The 20,217-nt window shown below is 48.5% G+C and carries 14 protein-coding genes and 1 riboswitch; of the genes, 12 read left to right on the forward strand and 2 right to left on the reverse strand.

Annotated elements, in window-relative coordinates; all coding sequences use genetic code 11:
- Nucleotides 1-159 precede the first annotated feature (159 nt).
- The 9 genes from AC3WU2_RS08580 (at nt 160) to AC3WU2_RS08620 (ending at nt 14,478) form a co-directional block, all read left to right on the forward strand.
- Nucleotides 160-1,383 carry a polysaccharide deacetylase family protein gene (locus AC3WU2_RS08580; protein ID WP_492453153.1) on the forward strand — a complete coding sequence of 408 codons (1,224 nt, stop codon included), beginning with the start codon at nt 160-162 and terminating at the stop codon, nt 1,381-1,383.
- Between the two features lie 107 nt (nt 1,384-1,490).
- A complete protein-coding gene (locus tag AC3WU2_RS08585; protein WP_492453156.1) occupies nt 1,491-2,486 on the forward strand; it encodes an AAA family ATPase in 996 nt (331 codons plus the stop codon).
- Nucleotides 2,483-3,709 (forward strand): DUF58 domain-containing protein, encoded by a 1,227-nt coding sequence (locus tag AC3WU2_RS08590; RefSeq protein WP_492453158.1) that lies wholly within the window; start codon nt 2,483-2,485, stop codon nt 3,707-3,709. The genes AC3WU2_RS08585 and AC3WU2_RS08590 overlap by 4 nt, the downstream gene beginning before the upstream one ends.
- Nucleotides 3,696-6,110: a transglutaminase-like domain-containing protein gene (locus AC3WU2_RS08595; RefSeq protein ID WP_492453160.1), complete on the forward strand. Its 2,415-nt coding sequence runs from the start codon at nt 3,696-3,698 to the stop codon at nt 6,108-6,110. The genes AC3WU2_RS08590 and AC3WU2_RS08595 overlap by 14 nt, the downstream gene beginning before the upstream one ends.
- A gap of 111 nt (nt 6,111-6,221) precedes the next feature.
- Complete coding sequence (gene guaA, locus AC3WU2_RS08600) at nt 6,222-7,760, forward strand: glutamine-hydrolyzing GMP synthase (RefSeq protein ID WP_492453162.1); 1,539 nt, start codon at nt 6,222-6,224, stop codon at nt 7,758-7,760.
- A gap of 471 nt (nt 7,761-8,231) precedes the next feature.
- Nucleotides 8,232-9,935, forward strand: coding sequence for an amylo-alpha-1,6-glucosidase (locus AC3WU2_RS08605; protein ID WP_492453164.1), 1,704 nt, complete (start codon nt 8,232-8,234; stop codon nt 9,933-9,935).
- A 251-nt stretch (nt 9,936-10,186) separates the two neighbouring features.
- Entirely contained in the window at nt 10,187-11,923 is a 1,737-nt protein-coding gene (locus AC3WU2_RS08610) for a sensor histidine kinase (RefSeq protein WP_492453166.1), read from the forward strand.
- A complete protein-coding gene (locus AC3WU2_RS08615) occupies nt 11,901-13,073 on the forward strand; it encodes a response regulator (protein ID WP_492453168.1) in 1,173 nt (390 codons plus the stop codon). Before AC3WU2_RS08610 ends, AC3WU2_RS08615 begins: the two co-directional genes overlap by 23 nt.
- Before the next feature lie 118 nt (nt 13,074-13,191).
- On the forward strand, nt 13,192-14,478 hold the full coding sequence (locus AC3WU2_RS08620) for an ABC transporter substrate-binding protein (protein ID WP_492453170.1): 1,287 nt from the start codon (nt 13,192-13,194) through the stop codon (nt 14,476-14,478).
- A gap of 9 nt (nt 14,479-14,487) precedes the next feature.
- Here the strand turns inward: AC3WU2_RS08620 and AC3WU2_RS08625 are convergent, their stop codons facing one another.
- Nucleotides 14,488-14,679, reverse strand: coding sequence for a hypothetical protein (locus AC3WU2_RS08625; RefSeq protein ID WP_492453172.1), 192 nt, complete (start codon nt 14,677-14,679; stop codon nt 14,488-14,490).
- A 242-nt stretch (nt 14,680-14,921) separates the two neighbouring features.
- On the opposite strand from AC3WU2_RS08625, the gene AC3WU2_RS08630 reads away from it, so the two are divergent.
- The 3 genes from AC3WU2_RS08630 to AC3WU2_RS08640 all read left to right on the forward strand — a co-directional run bounded on the left by AC3WU2_RS08630 (nt 14,922) and on the right by AC3WU2_RS08640 (nt 18,510).
- Nucleotides 14,922-15,842: a carbohydrate ABC transporter permease gene (locus AC3WU2_RS08630; RefSeq protein ID WP_492453174.1), complete on the forward strand. Its 921-nt coding sequence runs from the start codon at nt 14,922-14,924 to the stop codon at nt 15,840-15,842.
- 65 nt (nt 15,843-15,907) lie between these two features.
- Nucleotides 15,908-16,720 (forward strand): carbohydrate ABC transporter permease, encoded by an 813-nt coding sequence (locus tag AC3WU2_RS08635; RefSeq protein WP_492453176.1) that lies wholly within the window; start codon nt 15,908-15,910, stop codon nt 16,718-16,720.
- A 157-nt stretch (nt 16,721-16,877) separates the two neighbouring features.
- A riboswitch (purine riboswitch) is annotated at nt 16,878-16,978 on the forward strand.
- 131 nt (nt 16,979-17,109) lie between these two features.
- Nucleotides 17,110-18,510: an NCS2 family permease gene (locus AC3WU2_RS08640; protein WP_492453178.1), complete on the forward strand. Its 1,401-nt coding sequence runs from the start codon at nt 17,110-17,112 to the stop codon at nt 18,508-18,510.
- A gap of 102 nt (nt 18,511-18,612) precedes the next feature.
- Here the strand turns inward: AC3WU2_RS08640 and AC3WU2_RS08645 are convergent, their stop codons facing one another.
- Nucleotides 18,613-19,467: a MurR/RpiR family transcriptional regulator gene (locus AC3WU2_RS08645; protein ID WP_492453180.1), complete on the reverse strand. Its 855-nt coding sequence runs from the start codon at nt 19,465-19,467 to the stop codon at nt 18,613-18,615.
- Nucleotides 19,468-20,217 lie beyond the last annotated feature (750 nt).

The raw sequence follows: 20,217 nt of genomic DNA on the forward strand, positions 1-20,217 counted from the left end.
CCTCCTATATGAATCAACTTAATAATCATTTTCAGCCGTCCCTGTACCTCTATCACTATGAGTTTAGCAATTAATATTGTAGACCGAGTCATAGAGCTCCATACCTTCCCATATACTCTAGCAAATAAATGATTTCGTAGACACTTGGGAGGGTATGGAATGAAGAATCAACGAAATAACCGTCAGAACGTTAGTATGAAATGGAATCGGAGAGGCTGGGCCATGGTGCTGCTTCTCCTTTTTAACTATACACTGTTTGCAGGAATTGCCAATGCGGAACAGTCGACGAAGGCTTCCGAGACGAAGACGGTCTATTTAACATTTGACGATGGGCCGAGCAAAAACACTTCAGAAGTGCTGGATATTTTGGCTAAAGAAAAGATCAAGGCAACGTTCTTCGTTCTAGGCCAGCAGGCAGAAAGTTATCCTGACCTCGTTAAGCGAATCGTCCAAGAAGGGCATCAGCTCGGCAATCATTCTTACAATCACACGTACAAGCCATTATATACCGATTTTCGAGAATTCTGGCGGCAAATCATCAAGACCGAGAATGTTCTGAACCAAATCGTCGGCCAGCGACCTGCGCTGCTGCGTGCACCGGGAGGGACGTATGGAAATTTCGATGCCAGTTATTTCGAACACCTCGGACAGGCCGGATTCATCATTCATGATTGGGATGTGGATAGCGGGGATTCGAAACGTAGAAACGTTCCTGCAGCGGAGATCATTAAGGGCGTAAAATCGGGGCCGCTGAAGTCACATGTAACCGTGCTGATGCATGACGGTACCGGTCATAGTGAGAGCGTGAAGGCATTACCGACCATCATTCAATATTACAAAAATAATGGATATCAGTTCGCAGCACTGACGTCTGAGGTGAAACCTGTCCAATTCCGATTAGCGCAGAAGTCGAAATGGGTGAAGGCAGCATTGTCACCCGAGGAGGCTGATCGAATGATGATGCAGGATGCGGCCTCGTGGCCAGACGCTTCGCTGAGTGAAGTCATGAATCGATCCTTGCCGTTATTTGTACGTTATGGTTCAGCTACTTGGCAGTTGAATGCCGGAGAGTATCAAATGATCCGCGATCAATTCTATGTCAGTCTGCGGACGATGACGAGCCGAATGGGCGGAGAAATTCAATGGGATGGCAAGCAGCAGACCGTAATTTTGAAGGTTGGCGATATGCAAGCTGAAATGAACATGATCAAGCATGTAGCGATCATTAAGCGGCCTGGAGAGGAGAATATGGAAGTATCGCTTGACTATGTGATGAAAGATGGGGGTACTCAGCTGAATTTACGAGATTTGATGGACATTATGAATGTGAAGGTCCTCAGCTATGTAGATGATGGGCAGAAGCGGGAGGTTACCGTGGAATAGGGTGATAAAACAACAGAATAATGGATGATTAAGAGGTCTAAATCGAACTTTATCTGGCGAAACTATTAGAAATGAACTTTTCTCATAGAGATGGAGGTTTCGCCTAAATGTCCTATTCAAATCCGATTCTACCTCGTCAAGAACGCCCTGTTGAATTAGTAGAGCAAATGATTGCACGCGTCGAGAGTGTGATGATTGGCAAGCGAGATGCCATTATGAAGACATTCCTCGCGATGATGTGCGGCGGACATGTCTTGATCGAAGATGTCCCCGGCGTGGGCAAGACGATGCTGGTGCGTGCGGTTGCCCAATCGATCGGCGGTTCATTCCAGCGGATTCAATTCACGCCAGACGTGCTTCCGTCGGACATTACAGGGGTCTCGGTCTATAATCCTGCGACCTTGCAGTTTGAATATCGCCCAGGGCCGCTACTTGCGAATCTCGTACTTGCCGATGAGATCAATCGTACCTCGCCGCGCACGCAGTCCGCGCTGCTCGAAGCGATGGAAGAGCGGCGGATAACGGTCGATGGCGTCACGCGCCGGCTGCCCGAGCCGTTCGTACTGATGGCGACGCAGAACCCGCAAGATTTTGAAGGCACGTACCGGCTGCCGGAGGCGCAGCTGGATCGGTTCTTGCTCCGGATCAAGCTCGGCTTCCCGGAGCCTATGGAAGAGGTGGAGCTGCTGAACCGCATGCAGCAGCTCCACCCTATCGATGACCTTCGGCCGCTGGTGATGGCCGAAGACATCGTTCGCATGCAGCGCGAAGTCCGCGCGGTGCATGTCGATGAGGCGATCAAGCACTATATCGTGCTGATCGCCCAGTCCACACGAGCGCACGCAGACCTTGCGCTCGGTGTGAGCCCCCGCGCATCGCTGATGTGGATGCGCGCAGCGCAAGCCCATGCGTATATGCATGGGCGCGCCTATGTAGTGCCCGACGACGTGAAGCTTGTCGCCGTCGACGTCCTAGCACATCGCCTGACCCTCGTGCCGCAGGCGCGAATGATGGGTGTGCAGTGTGAAGAGCTGCTCAAGCATCTCATCAGCCAAGCACCGGTACCGATGTTCAAGTCGGATTCGGGGGCGAGAAGAGCATGAGAACGATAGGGAAGGGGCTCGCGGCACTTGCGTTATGGGGTGCCGTATTTGCTATAGCGAACTTACGAGATGGTGCGGTGGAATGGTTCCTGTTCACCGTGTTCTCGTGCGTTATCGGATCCGGTATCCTCATTCAGATGCTTGCACTGCGCGAGATCCGAGTCATTCGACGTCTTGAACGGAATCATCTCTATGCCGGTGAGTCATTTACGGTGACGATAGATGTGATAGTTCGTTCTTGGATTCCGTTGTTCTGGCTCACACTCACGGAACGTGCAGTGCATACATCCGCTCAAGAGGGTACACAACCGCAACCGATCTTTACCCATACCCATCTCTGCTTGCCAGGTTTTCGATCGCGGATCACGTATGTTTACCGCGTCGGTGGGCTTGCGCGGGGGAGGTATGCTTTTGCAGATATGGAGGTCTGTTCGGGAGACTTATTTGGATTTTTTACGAAGAAGAAACAGGTGAAGACGGATGAATCGATTCTGATCTATCCGGCTCGGATCGGTTGGCCACAGGCGTTAACAGGATATTCCGTGCCTTCCATCACGGAGGAGCAGAACTTGCCTCGAACGGGAATGGAGTCCTCAACGCTCGGAACCGAACTGAGGGAATATGTTCCGGGAGATCCGTGGAAGCGAATCCACTGGAAGAGCTCAGCGAAGCAAGGAAGATGGCAGCTCCGATTGCCAGATCGTGTGGGGGAGCCTTATGTGTGTTTTATATTGGATACGGCTTCAGGCAAGCGGAAACGATTCGAAATGATGATTGCTTGGAGTGTCGCTCGGCTGGAGCAGCTCCTGTCGATGGGAACGGAAATTTCACTCGTCAGCCATCAGTTAGATGGACGTCGAACGTGGCTGCTGAAGAACTTTATGACAGCAGAGATCATGCAATATTTTGCTGAGGTGGGGCCGAAGGGACAAGCATCATTATTGACAGCTATCAGGCATACGGCAATGCGTGAGCCGCGTGGAACGGTATTTGCTATTGTATCGGAACGAATGGATCAGGAAGCAGCTGAGGTCGCACAGTGGCTTTTCACGCAAGGGCATCCCTTGGAATGGGTGTGGGTGATGGAACGCGATCAGGTGAGTCCGGACGAACAGATGTGGCTCGAACGCATGGAGCGTATCGGAGCGACACTATATCGGATCGAGCCGAAGCAAGGTCTGCTGCCAACCCCGCGAGGAGGTGTGGAAGATGTCAGTGCATGAGACAAGTCAACGTATGCGAAGTGCGATGATTTCATTATTATTGTTCGGACTGTTCGCTGAATGGTTGATCCCACTGTATCACTTGCAAGAGAATATTGATTTTTACCGGATTTCACCGCTATTTGCAGCACTCGCGTGCTTCCTCCTGATCGGCTGCCTAACGCTTCATACGGCGATCCGGATGTCTTTGTATACGCTGACCTGCATCGGAACTTGGATCAGTATCTACGCATCCACGGGCAGTTCCTGGCTGGAAGCACTGGGGAGCATGATGTCTTCACTCGCTACCAATTTGAGTCTACTGCTGCAAATGAGCGGCGGTGGGTTTGTGAATAGCGGCGAGCTCCGTACAGGTCTCTTATTGATCGGATGGGCCATGCTCGTAACATCGGTGCAAACGCTAGCGATTCATCGCCAGAGCAGTATGCTGTTCATCAGCATCACCTTGATCTATCAAATCATTCTGCTCTGGGGCTTCGGCATGGATACCACCCTGGGCATGATTCGAACGGTGGCGGAATCACTGCTGCTTATTGCGCTTCTGCGTATCATTACCCTGGAACAAGGGAGGCGTGCTGCGAAGAGCTGGAGTCGGAATCAGGCCATGCTGCTCGGCTGGCCGAGACGATGGATGGCGGGCGCACTCGTTGCGGTGATGTTGTGCTTAGGAAGTGGATATCTCTTCGCCGGGCGTGCTGAACAAGCCAATGTGAAGCCTGTTGCTTGGGATCAGGAATTCGCTGGACTGGAACAATGGGCGGCGGAGACGATCGGGACAGATCTTGTGAATTGGCTGGATACAGCGAAGACACAGACCGCTTCCCTTGCGAAGATATCAGGAGAGACGGGATATAGCGAGAATGATCAGACCCTGGGAGGAGCTCTCGAATCCGATCCTTCGATTGTATTCGAAGCGACATCTCCTGTTCGATCCTATTGGCGTGGTGAGACGAGGCGCGTCTATGATGGTCGAGGCTGGACGGGTTCGATCGATGTATGGGAACCCCTTCAGCAATGGGATCCCATTGCGCCTATAACGCCCGATCAGGAAGGCAGCACGTTGCCATCGATTCAGCAGTCGATTCGGTTTACGTCCTCTAACCCGATATCGATGCAGAAGTGGCCTTTATTTGCAGGGGGAGAGATAACAGGTTTGAGTCAATTGCATGTAAAGGCGTCGGGATCCGATACCGCTTCGGCCATTCGTCAAGCGAATGCATCAGAGGCAGCGATTCAGGTCCATCCGGAAGATGGTGCATTACGTGTAGATACGATCGGGCAAGGAAAGCTGTTAACAGGATATATGGTTGATGTGCGAATGCCTGAGGCAGCTCCTGATAAGCTCCGGCAGATCAAAGGATCCGATCCTGCGTCCGTTTCACGTGACTATCTTCAGCTGCCTGCTTCGCTGCCGAACAGAGTATCAGAGCTGTCTAAGCAGATCATCACAGGTCATACGAATCGCTATGATCAAGTGAAAGCCATTGAACAATATTTAAGGACGTACTATACCTACACCTTAACGAATACAGCAGTACCGCCCAAAGGCGCAGATTTCGTCGATGACTTTCTGTTCACTCAGCTCAAAGGCTACTGTAATCATTTCTCAACCGCCATGGTTGTGATGCTGCGCACGCAAGGTATTCCAGCAAGATGGGTCAAAGGATTCGCGCCGGGTGAACCTTCCGAAGATACAGCGAATGTGTATACCGTGCGGATGAGCGATGCTCATGCATGGGTTGAAGTGTATTTTCCAGGAGCGGGTTGGATTCCATTTGAGCCTACTCCAGGATTTCAGCCAGGCGATGAAGAAAAGGGCATTGGATCAGAGCAGCTCGCAGCAGGGCGGCCTACACCACCTGCAATATCGAGTTCCACACAGACAGAGACGGGTTCAAACCAACCATCGGTTGATGCTGCGACACCGTCCGGTTCTGAACCGCAAGCCTCTAGTTTGCTAATTCAGGCGTTTCAAGGGTTGAAGGTGATATTGTCAGAGCTCTATGATGCTGCACAGAACTGGAACGCAAGCTGGATCCTAACAGGCGGATGGATCCTCGGTTTCATTATTCTAGGGGTATGGCTCTGGCTTCGATATCATTTGTACATCCGATTACACTGGGCGGTTCTCCGCTTCCGTACATCCCATGAGGATCCAAGACGAATCGAGCGTGTAGCGCGGCTCTTATGGCAGACATGGATTCAGCAGTATGGGGCGAAGTCGCAAGATTTAACGATGCGTGAATATATTGAGCGGCTGGATGGCAAAGCTGACAATAAGAAGGTTTCGCTGATGCAAGCGGTGTTTGCTATGGAAGCGATCACATTCCACCCCCATCAGTATGATCGGTTAACGAGGAATCGACTGATTCAATTTTGCATGGGGAAGAATCGAGGTTGACAGATAAGCGCTATGCTCCCTCGAAAGCAGTATTTCGAAGCGAACTTGCCTTGACGGTGGGATTTTCGGTTCGTATAATTAACTTCATGAATTGAGGGAGGCACGTTACTAATGGATAAACCGAATGAAATTATTGTTGTTCTCGATTTCGGGGGACAATATAACCAACTTATCGCAAGACGTATCCGCGACTTAGGGGTATACAGCGAGTTATTGCCTTACAATACGTCTGCTGCACGCATTCGTGAGATCGCTCCGAAGGGGATTGTATTCTCTGGCGGACCGACAAGTGTATATGAAGAGAATTCTCCGCAAGTTGATCCAGAAATCTTCGAATTGGGATTGCCAATTCTAGGCATTTGCTATGGTATGCAGCTGATGGCGCACCAGCTTGGTGGTAAAGTGGAACGTGCGAACAAACGCGAGTACGGTAAAGCAGATGTAGACTTCGAAGCAGATTTCCGTCTTATCGGTGGTCTTGATGCGAAGCAGTCTGTATGGATGAGCCATGGCGACCACGTTGTTGCGCTTCCAACTGGCTTTAAGACCGTAGGTAGCTCAGAGCATGCGCCAATCGCTTCGATGGTTCACCCTGAGAAGAATTTCTTCGCGGTTCAATTCCATCCGGAAGTACGTCACTCCGTACACGGGAATGAAATGATTCGCAACTTCTTATACAATGTCTGCGATTGCACTGGCAACTGGAGCATGGAGACATTTATCGATGATACGATCAGAGATATTCGTAACCAAGTGGGCGACCGTAAAGTTCTATGTGCGCTTAGCGGCGGCGTAGATTCATCGGTTGTTGCGATCTTGCTGCACAAAGCGATCGGAGATCAATTGACTTGTATGTTCATCGACCACGGTTTACTGCGTAAGGATGAGGCTGAGAGCGTAATGGAGACGTTCGTTGGCAAGTTCGATATGCACGTGGTGAAAATTGATGCACGCGACCGTTTCTTAGGAAAACTAGCGGGTGTATCGGATCCAGAACAGAAGCGTAAAATTATCGGTAACGAATTCATCTACTGCTTCGATGAAGAGTCGAAGCAATTGGGTCAATTCGATTTCCTAGCACAAGGCACGCTCTATACAGATATCGTCGAGAGCGGTACTGCAACGGCGCACACAATCAAATCGCACCACAACGTAGGCGGTTTGCCAGAAGACATGCACTTCGAGCTTATTGAACCGCTCAAAGCATTGTTCAAAGATGAAGTGCGTAAAGTCGGAACGGAGTGCGGCTTGCCGGATGCGATCGTTCATCGTCAACCGTTCCCAGGCCCGGGTCTTGCGATCCGCGTGCTAGGCGAAGTGACAGAAGAGAAATTAGTGATCGTTCGCGAGTCCGATGCGATTCTGCGTGAGGAGATTGCTAAGGCAGGTCTTGACCGCGAGATCTGGCAATACTTCACGGCACTTCCGGGCATGAAGAGCGTTGGAGTCATGGGTGATGCGCGTACGTATTCCTACACGGTAGGTATTCGTGCGGTAACATCGATCGACGGCATGACAGCGGACTGGGCGCGTATCCCTTGGGATGTGCTTGAGAAAATTTCGGTTCGTATCGTCAACGAAGTAGAGAACGTTAACCGCATCGTGTACGATGTGACTTCGAAGCCACCAGCGACGATCGAGTGGGAATAGATTAATATTCGAAACGGACAAGACCGTCGTGAGCTATCAGCTTACGGCGGTTTTTTTGCCGGCGGGTCTACATTTTGCGCAGGAGTAAAAATAACTGCTAAAAAGCAGTTAAATGGCTCATATGAGCTCCATGCATCGCAAATAACTGCTAAAAAGCAGTTAAAAGGCTCATATGAGCGCCATGCATCACAAATAACTGCCCAAAAGCAGCAGTTTGTGCTCACTTGATCCTCATACCCTCCCAATACCCGGTTTTATTAGCCCCATCACCCCACGAACTACCCCGTATCGAACAAATAGACGAAATAAACCAAACAAATAGACGAATAAATGACTTGAAAGCGTGACCTTTCTAACAGACATACGAGCAAATCCGTACGGGTGTGCAACTGCAATGCGGTTTCCATGGCCTACAATGGGTGTATTATCGGAATCTTTGTAAGCGCTATCGCACTAGAGGAGGAGCAGTTCATGACTTTCACTTATGATATTCGTACTATTCCATTCAGCCGTTACGGCTCGTTTCTAACTATATCGTATTTACGTGCTTCGGGAGATCGTCCAGAAGGAGTCTATCTGCGCACGGTACGCGGCGGAGATATGACGAGCGGGGCGGCTTTCCGCATTGAGTTGACTGCTCAAGGAGAGGATGTTCCATACACGACGCATGCAACACCATCACGCCTTCGAATGGAGTCGAGCAGCGGATATGCAGAGATCTGTATCTTCGATGGCCGCACAGTAGGCTTCCGGGCGGAGGGGGTTGGCGTTCGACTTACCTTATCCGGTGGCGATTATGATTATGCCATGCAAATGAAGGACAACCGCTGGGAAGTGAACAGCTTCTTGAATGAAGTACGGTTCATGCTCACCTCGGTTCAAGGACAGATCGAGATGGATGCCCCATGGGTGCGGACGAAATGTACACATGTGAAGGCGCATTTTGTGCCTGATGCAGCGACGAACATCGCCGAGTTCCGCGTTGAGGAGTACCGCACGACGTGGCTTGAGCGAGAGTTCCCATCATTCGATGAAGGGATGCAGTATGTCGCTGCAGAATATGAAGCGTGGAGGCAGTCGACTTTGCCGTCCGATGAAGCCTATGCGTCAGGCAGAGAGCTGGCTTCATATATAACATGGTCTTGTGTTGTCCCTGTGGATGGATATCTGACACGCCCTGCGATGTATATGTCGAAGAACTGGATGACGAACATTTGGAGTTGGGATCATTGCTTCAATGCGATGGCGCTAGTTCGTTCCAACCCAGCACTCGCATGGGATCAATTTATGATCTTCTTTGATCGTCAAGATGAGAGCGGGCTGCTGCCCGATTTTATGAATGATAAATATGCCTTGTGGAACTGCAATAAGCCGCCGATTCACGGCTGGACATTAGCATGGATGATGGATCGTACCGATTGGATTGGTGAAGCACAGCTTCGCGAAGTCTATGAACCACTCGCACGTTGGACCCGTTGGTGGTATAACGAGCGAGATGATGATCGTGATGGTATCCCACAATACAACCATGGTAATGACAGCGGCTGGGATAACAGTACGATTTTCCATGAGCGTGGCGCTGTGGAGAGCCCGGATCTATGTGCTTATCTTGTGCTGCAATGCGAGACGCTTGGCCGGATTGCCGAGGAGCTTGGAAAGACACACGAAGCCACCGAATGGCATGCCTTGGCCCAGCGGACACTCGATCGTATGCTGGAGCACTTCTGGCAGAATGGTGAACTTAGAGCCGTTCGAACAGGTACGCATGAGCGGTTAGCGGGCGAGAGCCTGATCAATTATATGCCAATCATTTTGGGCCAGCGGTTGCCGCAAGAGGTTCAAGATACGCTCATCCAAGCGCTATCTGATGAGGAGCGATTCTTATCGCCGAATGGATTCGCAACCGAGAGCATGAACAGCCCGCATTATGAACCGGATGGATACTGGCGTGGACCGATTTGGGCACCAGTCATGATGCTGCTCGTCGATGGGCTCAGCCGCGGGGGATATACCGAGTTGGCTGGTGTTGCAGCACAGCGGTTCTGCCGGATGGCGAACACCCATGGCATGGCAGAGAATTTCGATGCCATTCAAGGTACAGGACTCCGTGATCGTGCCTTTACTTGGACTTCCAGTGTCTATCTAATGCTTGCGAATGAATATGTGAACGCATAACAAGAAGCGCACGTTTCTAAGCCTTATGGGAATCGTGCGCTTTTGGAGATTTATACGGATAAACTGTTCTTATATTTCTCGCTTAAAGCGCTTATCGTCCTAGTGAGGACGACGAAGTCGTTTATGTTTGGCATTCCTTTGTTTTTTGTGGGGATATTTTTGGAATGATGTTCTGGATTGTCAGCGAAGTAGGTGTGTGATAAACTTCATTTACTTTAGGGTACGAACATGCTCAGAGCAGGAGGCAACTTATGCACTATCAGCGGATACAAATGATTTTTCATCGACTACTTGCGCCGCGTCGGAGTCTTCGGCTGAAGCTCGTTATACTATTCCTTATCGCTGCACTATTGCCGCTCTTCACGCTCGGCTGGCTGTCATTTACGAAATCCTCGGAACTGCTTCAGGATCAATTAGGCAAGTATGGGAGCAATGCGGTGACACAGCTGCAATACCAGCTGGATTCGGAACTTAGTCAAATGGAGCTCGTGACCGAATATGTACACGCATACTTGTTGAACCCGTCACGGATCGCTATACATCGAGAAATCCCGCGCTCCTATTCGGATTTGCATGAACAGAGTGATTTAGAAGATTTTCTGAAAGCGCTTAAAACTGTGAAGCAGCGGGGATTATTTATTATTACGAAGTCCGGCTACTTCTACGGGGAGAATTCCATTAAGACGACGATCTTGAAGGAGCAGGCTTGGTGGAAGGCAATTCCCGCCGATTATGCCGGGGAATATTGGCCGGGGTTCTACACGCCAAGGCATTACAAGGAATTTACTGAAAATGAGAAGGTGCTCGGCCTCGTCGTACCGATTCGCAATCAGCAGGGGGCGCTGAAGGATAGCCGTATTCTCATCGAGATGAATGCAGATAAGATGTATGAATTATTCCATTTGTTCGAGAAGAGCACACAGGCGATGCTTACGATCAAGAACAGTGCGGGACAGCTGATCTATCAGTCTGCACATGCCTTTAAGCCGCAAGAGAATGATGTTGTATGGTCCAAATCTTTATCCCTGAATGATTGGACACTGGAAGCGAGACTGCCGTACAAGTCCTTTTTCCAATCTTCGAATATCATTCGCTCGTATACCGTCGTCGGCCTGTTGTTCTCGGGTCTGCTTGCGTTGCTGCTTGGCTTCCTATTCTCCTCCCGTGTAACGGGCCGGATTAAACGGCTCAAAGAATCAATGTTCCTCGCAGGGAAAGGGAGATTGCAGACCAGAATACCCGTACAGGATCGTGACGAATTAGGGGTTCTGGCACACAGCTTCAATCGCATGATCGGGCAAATTCAAGATTTGGTTCAAGAGATTACAATCACAGAGAAGTTGAAGAAAGAAGCAGAGCTGCGAGCATTTCATTATCAGATCAATCCACACCTGTTGTTCAACACGCTCAATTCGATTCAATGGAAAGCAAGGCTTCAAGGCAATGAGGATATTCGTAAAATGCTCTATCATCTGGCCATGCTGCTCGAGGGCAATCTGGATATCACGCAAGAGCTGGTTACACTGCGCAAGGAGCTTGATATTATCGATCACTTCCTCCATATTCAGCGGATTCGTTATGAGCATGAAGTGAATTATGAGCAGCAGGTAGATGAATCGCTGATGCACTATGTCATTCCACGGATGAGCTTACAGCCGCTGCTTGAGAATATTTTTTTCCATGCGTTCGAGGATGGATGCGGTACGATACGTGTCACGGTAGAAGAGGATGGTGAGGATCTCGTGCTTCGACTAACGGACAATGGCAAAGGCATGACGGAGGAGAATAGGCAGAAATTGCTCCAAGGGACGTATCGCAGTAAGCGGGGCAGAGGTCTCGGCGTGAACAACGTCGATCAGAAATTCAAGCTTCATTTTGGACCATTATATGGCCTGGATATTCAATCTGTTGTTGGTCAAGGCACGGTCATCACAATACGTTGGCCGAAGAAGGAGGAGGATGAACATGACAACCAAATCACCCATTAAAGTATTAATTGCTGATGATGAGAGTATCGTGCGCAAAGGACTGGTTGCAACCGTCGATTGGGCGCGCTATAACATGCAGGTCGTCGCGGATGTGCCGAATGGTCAGAAGGGCTGGGAGGCTTTTACGGAGCTGCGTCCCGAAGTGATCATCACGGATATCGTCATGCCGGAGCTGAACGGCATCGAATTCGCTCGGCGGGTGAAAAAGGAAGCGCCGTCGACCCGGATCCTTCTTCTTAGCTGCCATCGAGATTTCGAATTTGCCCAGCAAGGGATCTCGTTAGGGGCCTCTGGCTATTTGCTCAAGACAGCGTTCGAAGACGAAGAATTGAATGAGTTCCTGCGCAAATTCCAAGAAGACATTGATACGGAGCAAGCAGGCAGCATGTCTGTTCTCGATGATCGTGCACGTTGGAATGCTTCTTTCTATGCTTGGTTATGCGGCTTCCGCAACGAATTCCGTAGTGAGCTGCAGGCGCGTTGGGAGTCGCATTGGTCGTGGATGGAAGAGCCGCACAGCGTTTATTTGGCGAAGTCCTTTGTAACAGAAGAAAATTTAATTTGGTCTGACATCGAGAGTCGGCTGCAAGTCGGTTGCGAGAGCATTTTATGCGGAACGGATCGAACGTTCTATTTTATACGCTATAAGGATCGTGAGGCGCTTGAGGCGTTGTTCAAGGACGTGAAGAGCCGTATTCCTTCGTTCCATTGGAGCGGGACGGGACCTTTGCAAGGCATGGATGCTTGGCTTGAGGCGGTGACGAAGCTGCATCAGGAAGCTGAGCTTGAGAAGAAATTCGAGCTGAAGGTCCATTCTTGGCCGGAGACGATTACGAATGCGATACGCCTTGTTGCGGAGGATCTGCGGGAGCCGTGGTCTGTTAGTGATGTCGCACATCGGATCGGCCTAAGTCGAAGTCATTTCAGTACGCTGTTTAAGAAGGTTACCGGTGAGAATTTCATCGAGCTGCTGTACCGGATGCGTCTGCGGGTGGCGATGGATTTGCTGGCGAATACGAATATGACCCTGCAAGGCATTGCGGAGCAGATCGGCATGGTGGACGGCAAGTACTTAAGCAAATGGTTTAAGCGATACTGCGGGATGACTCCTTCGCAATATCGGGCCGAACAAAAAGAAGAATCCTGTTAAAATTTAAGACAAATTAACCCCTGCCGTGAAACAAAAAGCCGTTTTGAAAACGCTTTATTTTTCTTAAAGTGAGAGTAATCAATTGATTGATAAAAATGGTTTGAGGGGGCAATCATCCATGAGTAACAAACGTTCTATGGTCACAACGCTATTATTGTTGATTGCATTAACGGTTAGTGCTTGCGGCGGCGGTGGGGGAGCAACATCGAACCAAGGCGGCGAAGGAAGTTCGGGAAGCAAGGACACAGAGAAAACACTTCGCTTTGCAACATGGGATACAGGTGACAGTCTGAAGGTACAACAGGATATCGCGAAATTGTTCGAGAAGCAGCACCCAGGCGTCAAAGTTCAGATTGAACCATATGCAGACGGATTCGACCAGAAGCTTGCTGCGTCCTTCGGTGCAGGCAACCCGCCGGATGTCATGCTGATGTGGGATTTCCCGACGTACTACACGAACCTGGAGCCATTGGATTCCTTCATGTCAAAAGACGCGAGCTTGAAGCTCGATGACATCTATGAAAGTCTATTCAATTACGTGAAAGTCGATGGACAGACCTATGGTCTGCCGAGCGGATTTACGACTCGCGCATTGTATTACAATAAGAAAATGTTCGATGATGCGGGTGTTCCGTATCCAAAAGACGGTTGGACATGGGATGACTTCAAGGCAGCAGCGAAGAAGCTCTCCAACCCAGCTAAGAAGCAATATGGATTCGGCATTCGTACTTCGAATGACCCGTACGATCTACAAGGCATCGTCTGGAGTAACGGCGGCAGCTTCGTAAGCGCCGATGGCAAAGACATTGAAGGTCAAATGAACAGCCCAGAGACGGCGCAAGCGATCCAGCAGTTCGGCGATATGCTGAAGGATGGTTCTGCTGCACTCGTAGGGGGCAAGAACCAGATGAGTGGCGACGATGTATTCAAAGCGGGCAAAATCGCCATGTGGGAGAGCGGCGTATGGCCGTTGGAAGGCTTCAAGACGGCGAAGGTGGATTTTGGTACTGTTGAAATGCCTGTCTTCCCTGGCAAGCCGGTCAAAGGTATCGTAGCACTAAGCGCAATCTCGGTGGCGAAGCAATCCAAGCAGAAGGATCTTGCATGGGAGTTCACGAAATTCTTCGTCTCGAATGAAGTGATCAAGATGCGCAGTAATTCCGACTTGCCAATTCGTAAAAGCCTTGTAGAAGAAATGAAGTTTAATGAGAACCCGCTGTATGTACCGTTCTACAACATGCTGGAGCGTTCGGACAATACGCCTTCGTTCTTGTTGAACAGCAACTGGAAGCTTGTGAATCGTTACTTAACGACAGCGATTGACTCCGTTATGCTCGGCGAGAATGCGCAGGATGCATTAAATGCAGCCGTGAAAGATGCGAAGAAATACGTGGATAAAAAATAGGATAAAAGTTCAAAGCCCGGTGAGTTTCTCACCGGGTTTTGTTTTTTGTTTGGGAGAAAAGTAGAGGGGAGCTGATAGTTGAACCGAAGGGAACGGGTATGGGGGTGGAGAAGCGTAGCGTTCGCCTTTGGAATTCTGTCCAAAACCTCTGAAAAATAAAATCAAAATGGACAGGATTTCAACAGCGATTGGAGCCCCCATACCCGTCCCTCCCTACGCGCAAAAGTAGGAGGTTAGAGATTATTTTTATCACCGAACAAAAGAACGAAACCATCCAAACATTCTCCCTCCACGTGCAGAAAAGCCCGACATTTTTCTCGAACAAAGTGCCACCTATTGGGAAACAGATGACCGTGTAAAAGCGCTTTCATTCAGACTACAATGAAACCACACCAACGATGTCTAACGGGCTTTCCGAACATCTCCTGAAAGGAACGATATTAATGGAATCTATTAAAAAGCGGACGCCTGCTCGATTCAAGCAAATGAGTATTCCTTATTTGTTCACGTTGCCTTGGATAATTGGGTTTCTTGCCTTTACACTGGGACCGCTCATTTTCTCCCTCATAATTAGCTTCTATGAATGGCCTGTTGTTGGAGACAAGACATTCATTGGGTTAGCCAACTATAAAGAGATGTTCACGAACGATCCGTTGTTCTGGGAATCTCTCGGCGTGACGATGAAATTCGCTGTTCTCTTTGTGCCGCTGAATATCATTATTGCCTTGCTGCTCGCGATGCTGCTGAACAAGAACGTGAAGGGCAGTGGGTTTTTCCGGACAGCGTTCTACTTACCATCCGTTATTTCCGGTGTTGCACTAGCGATGATCTGGTCCTGGGTATTCGATGGCGAATACGGGATCCTGAACTATATTCTCTCCGTGATCGGAATTGAAGGGCCGAAATGGCTCATTAGTCCAACATGGGCGCCCGTTGCGATGGTTATCGCAAGTTTATGGGGACAAGGCTCCATGATGCTCATTTTCCTCGCGGGACTCAAGAACATCCCGAAGGATATGTACGAAGCGTCAGCGATTGACGGTGCCGGCAAATGGAAGCAGTTCACGCGTATCACATTGCCGATGTTAAGCCCGACCATTTTGTTCAACTTGATTACGACCATTATTGCTGCATTCCAGCAGCTGACCCTAGCCCTTGTGATGACAGGCGGGGGGCCGCTGAACTCTACCTATTTCTACGCGATGTACATGTACGAGAATGCCTTTAAATATTCCAAAATGGGCTATTCCTCCGCCAATGCTTGGTTCATGTTTGCGATTGTGCTCTCGCTAACGCTGATTGTCTTCAAGTCTTCATCCGCGTGGGTCTACTACGAAGGGGAAATGAAGCAAGGCAAGAAATAGACGACTATGCTGAGATTGCACAAGAATGACCGATTCGACAGATACGTATAAACGGGGTGATACCGATGAAAAAAATATTCATTTACGTCGTTCTTATTTTCTTCTCATTATTGTTCTTGGCACCATTCTTCTGGATGATCACGACGGCTGTGAAATCGCCGGAAGAGCTGTATGTGTTCCCGCCGAAGTGGATTCCATCTGTCTTTCATTGGGACAATTTTATAACCGCATGGGAGTCGCAGCCTTTTAACGTGTTCTTGAAGAACTCTTTGCTCGTCACAGGGTTATCCTTGGTAGGTCAGCTCGTTTCTTCATCACTTGTAGCATATGGGTTTGCACGGTTTCGGTTCAAGGGAAAAGACATGCTGTTTATGATCTTGCTCGCGTCAATGATGATTCCGTGGGAAGTGACGATGATTCCGCAGTATATGGAATTTAACTACCTGGGTTGGATCAATACGCTGAAACCGCTTATTATTCCAGCATGGTTCGGATCGGCCTTTTTCATTTTCCTATTACGCCAATTTATTATGGGAATCCCGGTTGAGCTGGAGGAAGCTGCACGGATCGACGGCGCGAACCCGATCCAGATTTTTATTCGATTAATCGTTCCGCTCATGACTCCGGCGCTAATTCTAGTCGGCGTGTTCCACTTCCTAAGCAGCTGGAATGATTACTTAGGTCCGTTGATCTTCTTGAATGATCAGAGCAAATACACGCTTACGCTTGGTTTGTCGCAGTTCAGAGGGATGTTCGGCGTCGATATGGTATCGATTATGGCAGTTACGTTCCTCATCTGTATCCCGCCGCTTGCCTTGTTCTTCTTCGCACAGCGCTATATTGTCGGCGGTATTGCAACAACGGGAATCAAAGGATAGGGGATTACAAGACGATCAGGATTGTCTACGGGCAGTTCTTGGTCGTCTTTTGTTTTGAATTTTAACGATTCCCGAACATTAACTTTAAATGAACATAAGAATATTCGCGTTTTCCATTGACAAAATTCGACCCTATCCTCTACAATATAGATGAATAACAAAATTGATTGCGATTTTTCGTATAATCTTGGGAATCGGCCCGAGAGTCTCTACAAGGTCACCGTAAATGATCTGGCTACGAAAAGAGAGAAGAAGTGCTGCCCTATTCATACGGCGTGCTTTGATTTCTTTTGGATGCGAGCCTAGGAGATATTTTATCCTAGGTTATTTTTGTTGTTCCCTATTTCATAAGCTTGGCGCTTATAAAACTTTTAGGAGGAGTCTTTACAATGGATCGTTTCTTTAAGTTAAAGGAACACGGAACAAATGTCAGAACTGAGGTTTTGGCGGGGATCACAACGTTTATGACCATGGCTTACATTTTGGCGGTCAACCCGAACATCTTATCAGCTTTCGGTAAAACAGGCATGGAATGGTACTCCGTATTTTTGGCGACAGCAATTGCGGCGGGCGTATTCACAATCGCAATGGGGATTTTCGTTAACTTTCCAGTAGCACTTGCACCAGGTATGGGTCTTAATGCATATTTTGCATCGGTTATTATTTCGACAGCATCGAGTAATCATCCGGTGACTTGGCAAATCGCGTTAACAGCGGTATTTATGTCCGGTATTATCTTCTTCATTTTAACGGTTACCAAGCTTCGGCAGTTACTCTTAGTGGCGATTCCTGATGGACTGAAGCATGCGATTACGGTAGGTATTGGCTTCTTTATTACAATTGTTGGCTTGAAGAACAGCGGTATCTTGTCAGTTGCCGTTGAATCGACGAAGGATATCAAGGCTGGAGCATTCACGCCGCTTCTTGGATTCGAATCGGTATTCTCGATGGGCAGCTTTACGAATCCAGATGTCATGATTGCGCTCATTGGTATCGCGTTGATCGGTATTCTTATGGTGCTTCGTGTACCAGGTGCGATTTTCTTCGGTATCATTGGAACGTCCTTGATCGGATGGGCATTATTTTATGATCATCTCAAAGCAGTCAGTACAACGCCAGCGACTTGGATGCCTGATTTCAGTCAGTTGAACTTTTGGCAGTTCGATTTCGAGGGGATGATGGGTGTAGGTATCGTATCCATTATTGTTACCTTCACATTCGTTGAATTGTTCGATACATTTGGTACGCTTGTAGGTACAGCAACACGTGCAGGATTCATGAAGGACAAAGAAGAAGGCAACAAACGTGTAGGTAAGGCCATGTTCGTCGATGCGATCGCTGTAACAGGCGGCGCGGCAGTAGGTACAAGTACAGTAACGACATTCGTAGAGAGTTCTGCAGGGGTTGCAGCAGGCGGACGTACGGGATTGACTTCTGTAACAACAGGTCTTTGCTTCTTAGCAGCATTGTTCTTAGCACCAGCGGTTGCGTTGATCCCAGGATCGGCAACAGCAGCAGCCTTGATCATTGTTGGTGTGCTAATGGTTCAATCGGTAAGCGAAATTGACTTTAAAGATATGACGATTGGTATCCCTGCATTCTTGACGATTGCATTCATGCCTTTCACATACAGTATTGCGAACGGGATTTCGTTAGGTATCATCTCTTATGTTATCTTCGCATTTGTAGGTAACATGACAGGGAAGAGCAATCATAAGGTTCATTGGTTAATGTGGATTTTGTTCATCTTGGTTCTTGCACGTTACGTGTTCATGGGCGGAGAAGGCTAAATCGATCATATGGATTCAAAATAAGCCGAGCGTATCGTCAGGAAGGTGACGATACGCTCGGCTTTTTTGATAGGAAAGAATGGGATATTTTAAGGAATTTGATTATGATTGTTGATACAAAATACGTATCGCTTGGCTGGTCTCGGTAAGTTGTTTGATCGTCGCGTCATGTTGTAATGAAGCGTAAGCGAAGAATAGGGTATCTACGGCAAGCAGCTGCGCCAGTCGTGAGCTAGTTGCAGCGCTTTGGAACACAGCCTCGGGTTCATGGGCGATAGATAACATGTACTTAGCGGTCGCGGAGAGTTCGTGATCTCCGTAACGTGCGATCCCGACCGTTGTTAGCTTGTACTTATTCGCGAGTCGCGTAGATTGCACGACTTCATTCGTCTCCCCGCTATAGGATACACCGATGAATACCGAACCTGGAGGCGCATTTGCAATATTGACAGCCAGAACATGAAGATCATGGAATGAGCAAGCTGTTTTCCCAAGACGCATCCACTTCTGGGCAATATCCTCGGCTACGACGGATGAGGCACCGATCCCGAACGAATAGATGGCTGGCGCTTGTGCCATCGCTTCTACGATCTGATCAATGGTGTGACTGTTCAGAGAAGTGGCTGTATCTTGCAGCGCTTGAACGCTATTCGATAAGGTCTTCTTAATGATCGACTCCGTCTCATCGCTTGGATCGAAATCATAGTAGGTTGGCCGCTCATTCTTCGCCATATCTAAGGAGAGTCTTATTTTGAGTTGGGGGAAGCCATCGACATGCAGCGATTGGCAGAATCGGACGACGGATTCGCCGCTTGTATCCGATTTTACAGCGAGTTCATGAATGCTGATTTTCGCCGCATCTTCCGGATGGTCAAGAATATAGCGAGCTACTTTCTGCTCCGATTGCGGTAATTTATTGTACAAAGCCTGAATTTGCGTCAAAATACTTCCCATCATTGCGAGGGCCCTCCGATTTGTTCTATAACATGGATGAAGAAAATAGGACATCTTCGGAGTAGTATGCTCCAAGATGCCCTATTTTTCATGTATTGTTTTATGGCTCAGTTGTCTTTATTATGCTCTAATATCAGTTCTTTTGTAAAGCCAAAGAAGTAAGTGAGCAGGAATCCAGCGATATAAGAAACATCAAGTCCTAGCAGGTAACCGAGGATTCGAAGCGCCGATCCCTGAATTGCGCGATTAAATCGGCGTGGATCGGAATCAATGCTTGATGCAGTCCGAACATAACCAGTAGCAAGAACGCTGCAGCGAGTACGAATCCGGATAATGGACCGCCATAGATATTAAAGTTTCCAATAACATATTTCATAATACGTAGTGGAATGTTTCTATCTGATTTTGCACATATAATGAAGCTTTTCGAAAACATGCCTCGTCGATGCAACTGTATTTTTTTACTAGTTGCATTGTGTGGGCGATGGTGGTAAAGTCTTATTTATCGCTTCAACAACAAGTAAGCATGAATGAGATTGACAAAAATTAATTTCAAAAAAAGCTTGCATATAAAGTTGAAACGTGGTATATTATAAAAGTTGTTGCCGAGAGAACGACGCGGTGATCACGAGAAAGACATTGATCTTTGAAAACTGAACAACGAATGATTGAAAGCATAACGAGAACTTCGGTTCTCGCAAGCAAGTCAGTTTCAAAATGAGCAAGTCAAACACTTTATTGGAGAGTTTGATC

It is taken from the genome of Paenibacillus sp. EB106-05-06-XG162, assembly GCF_058791655.1.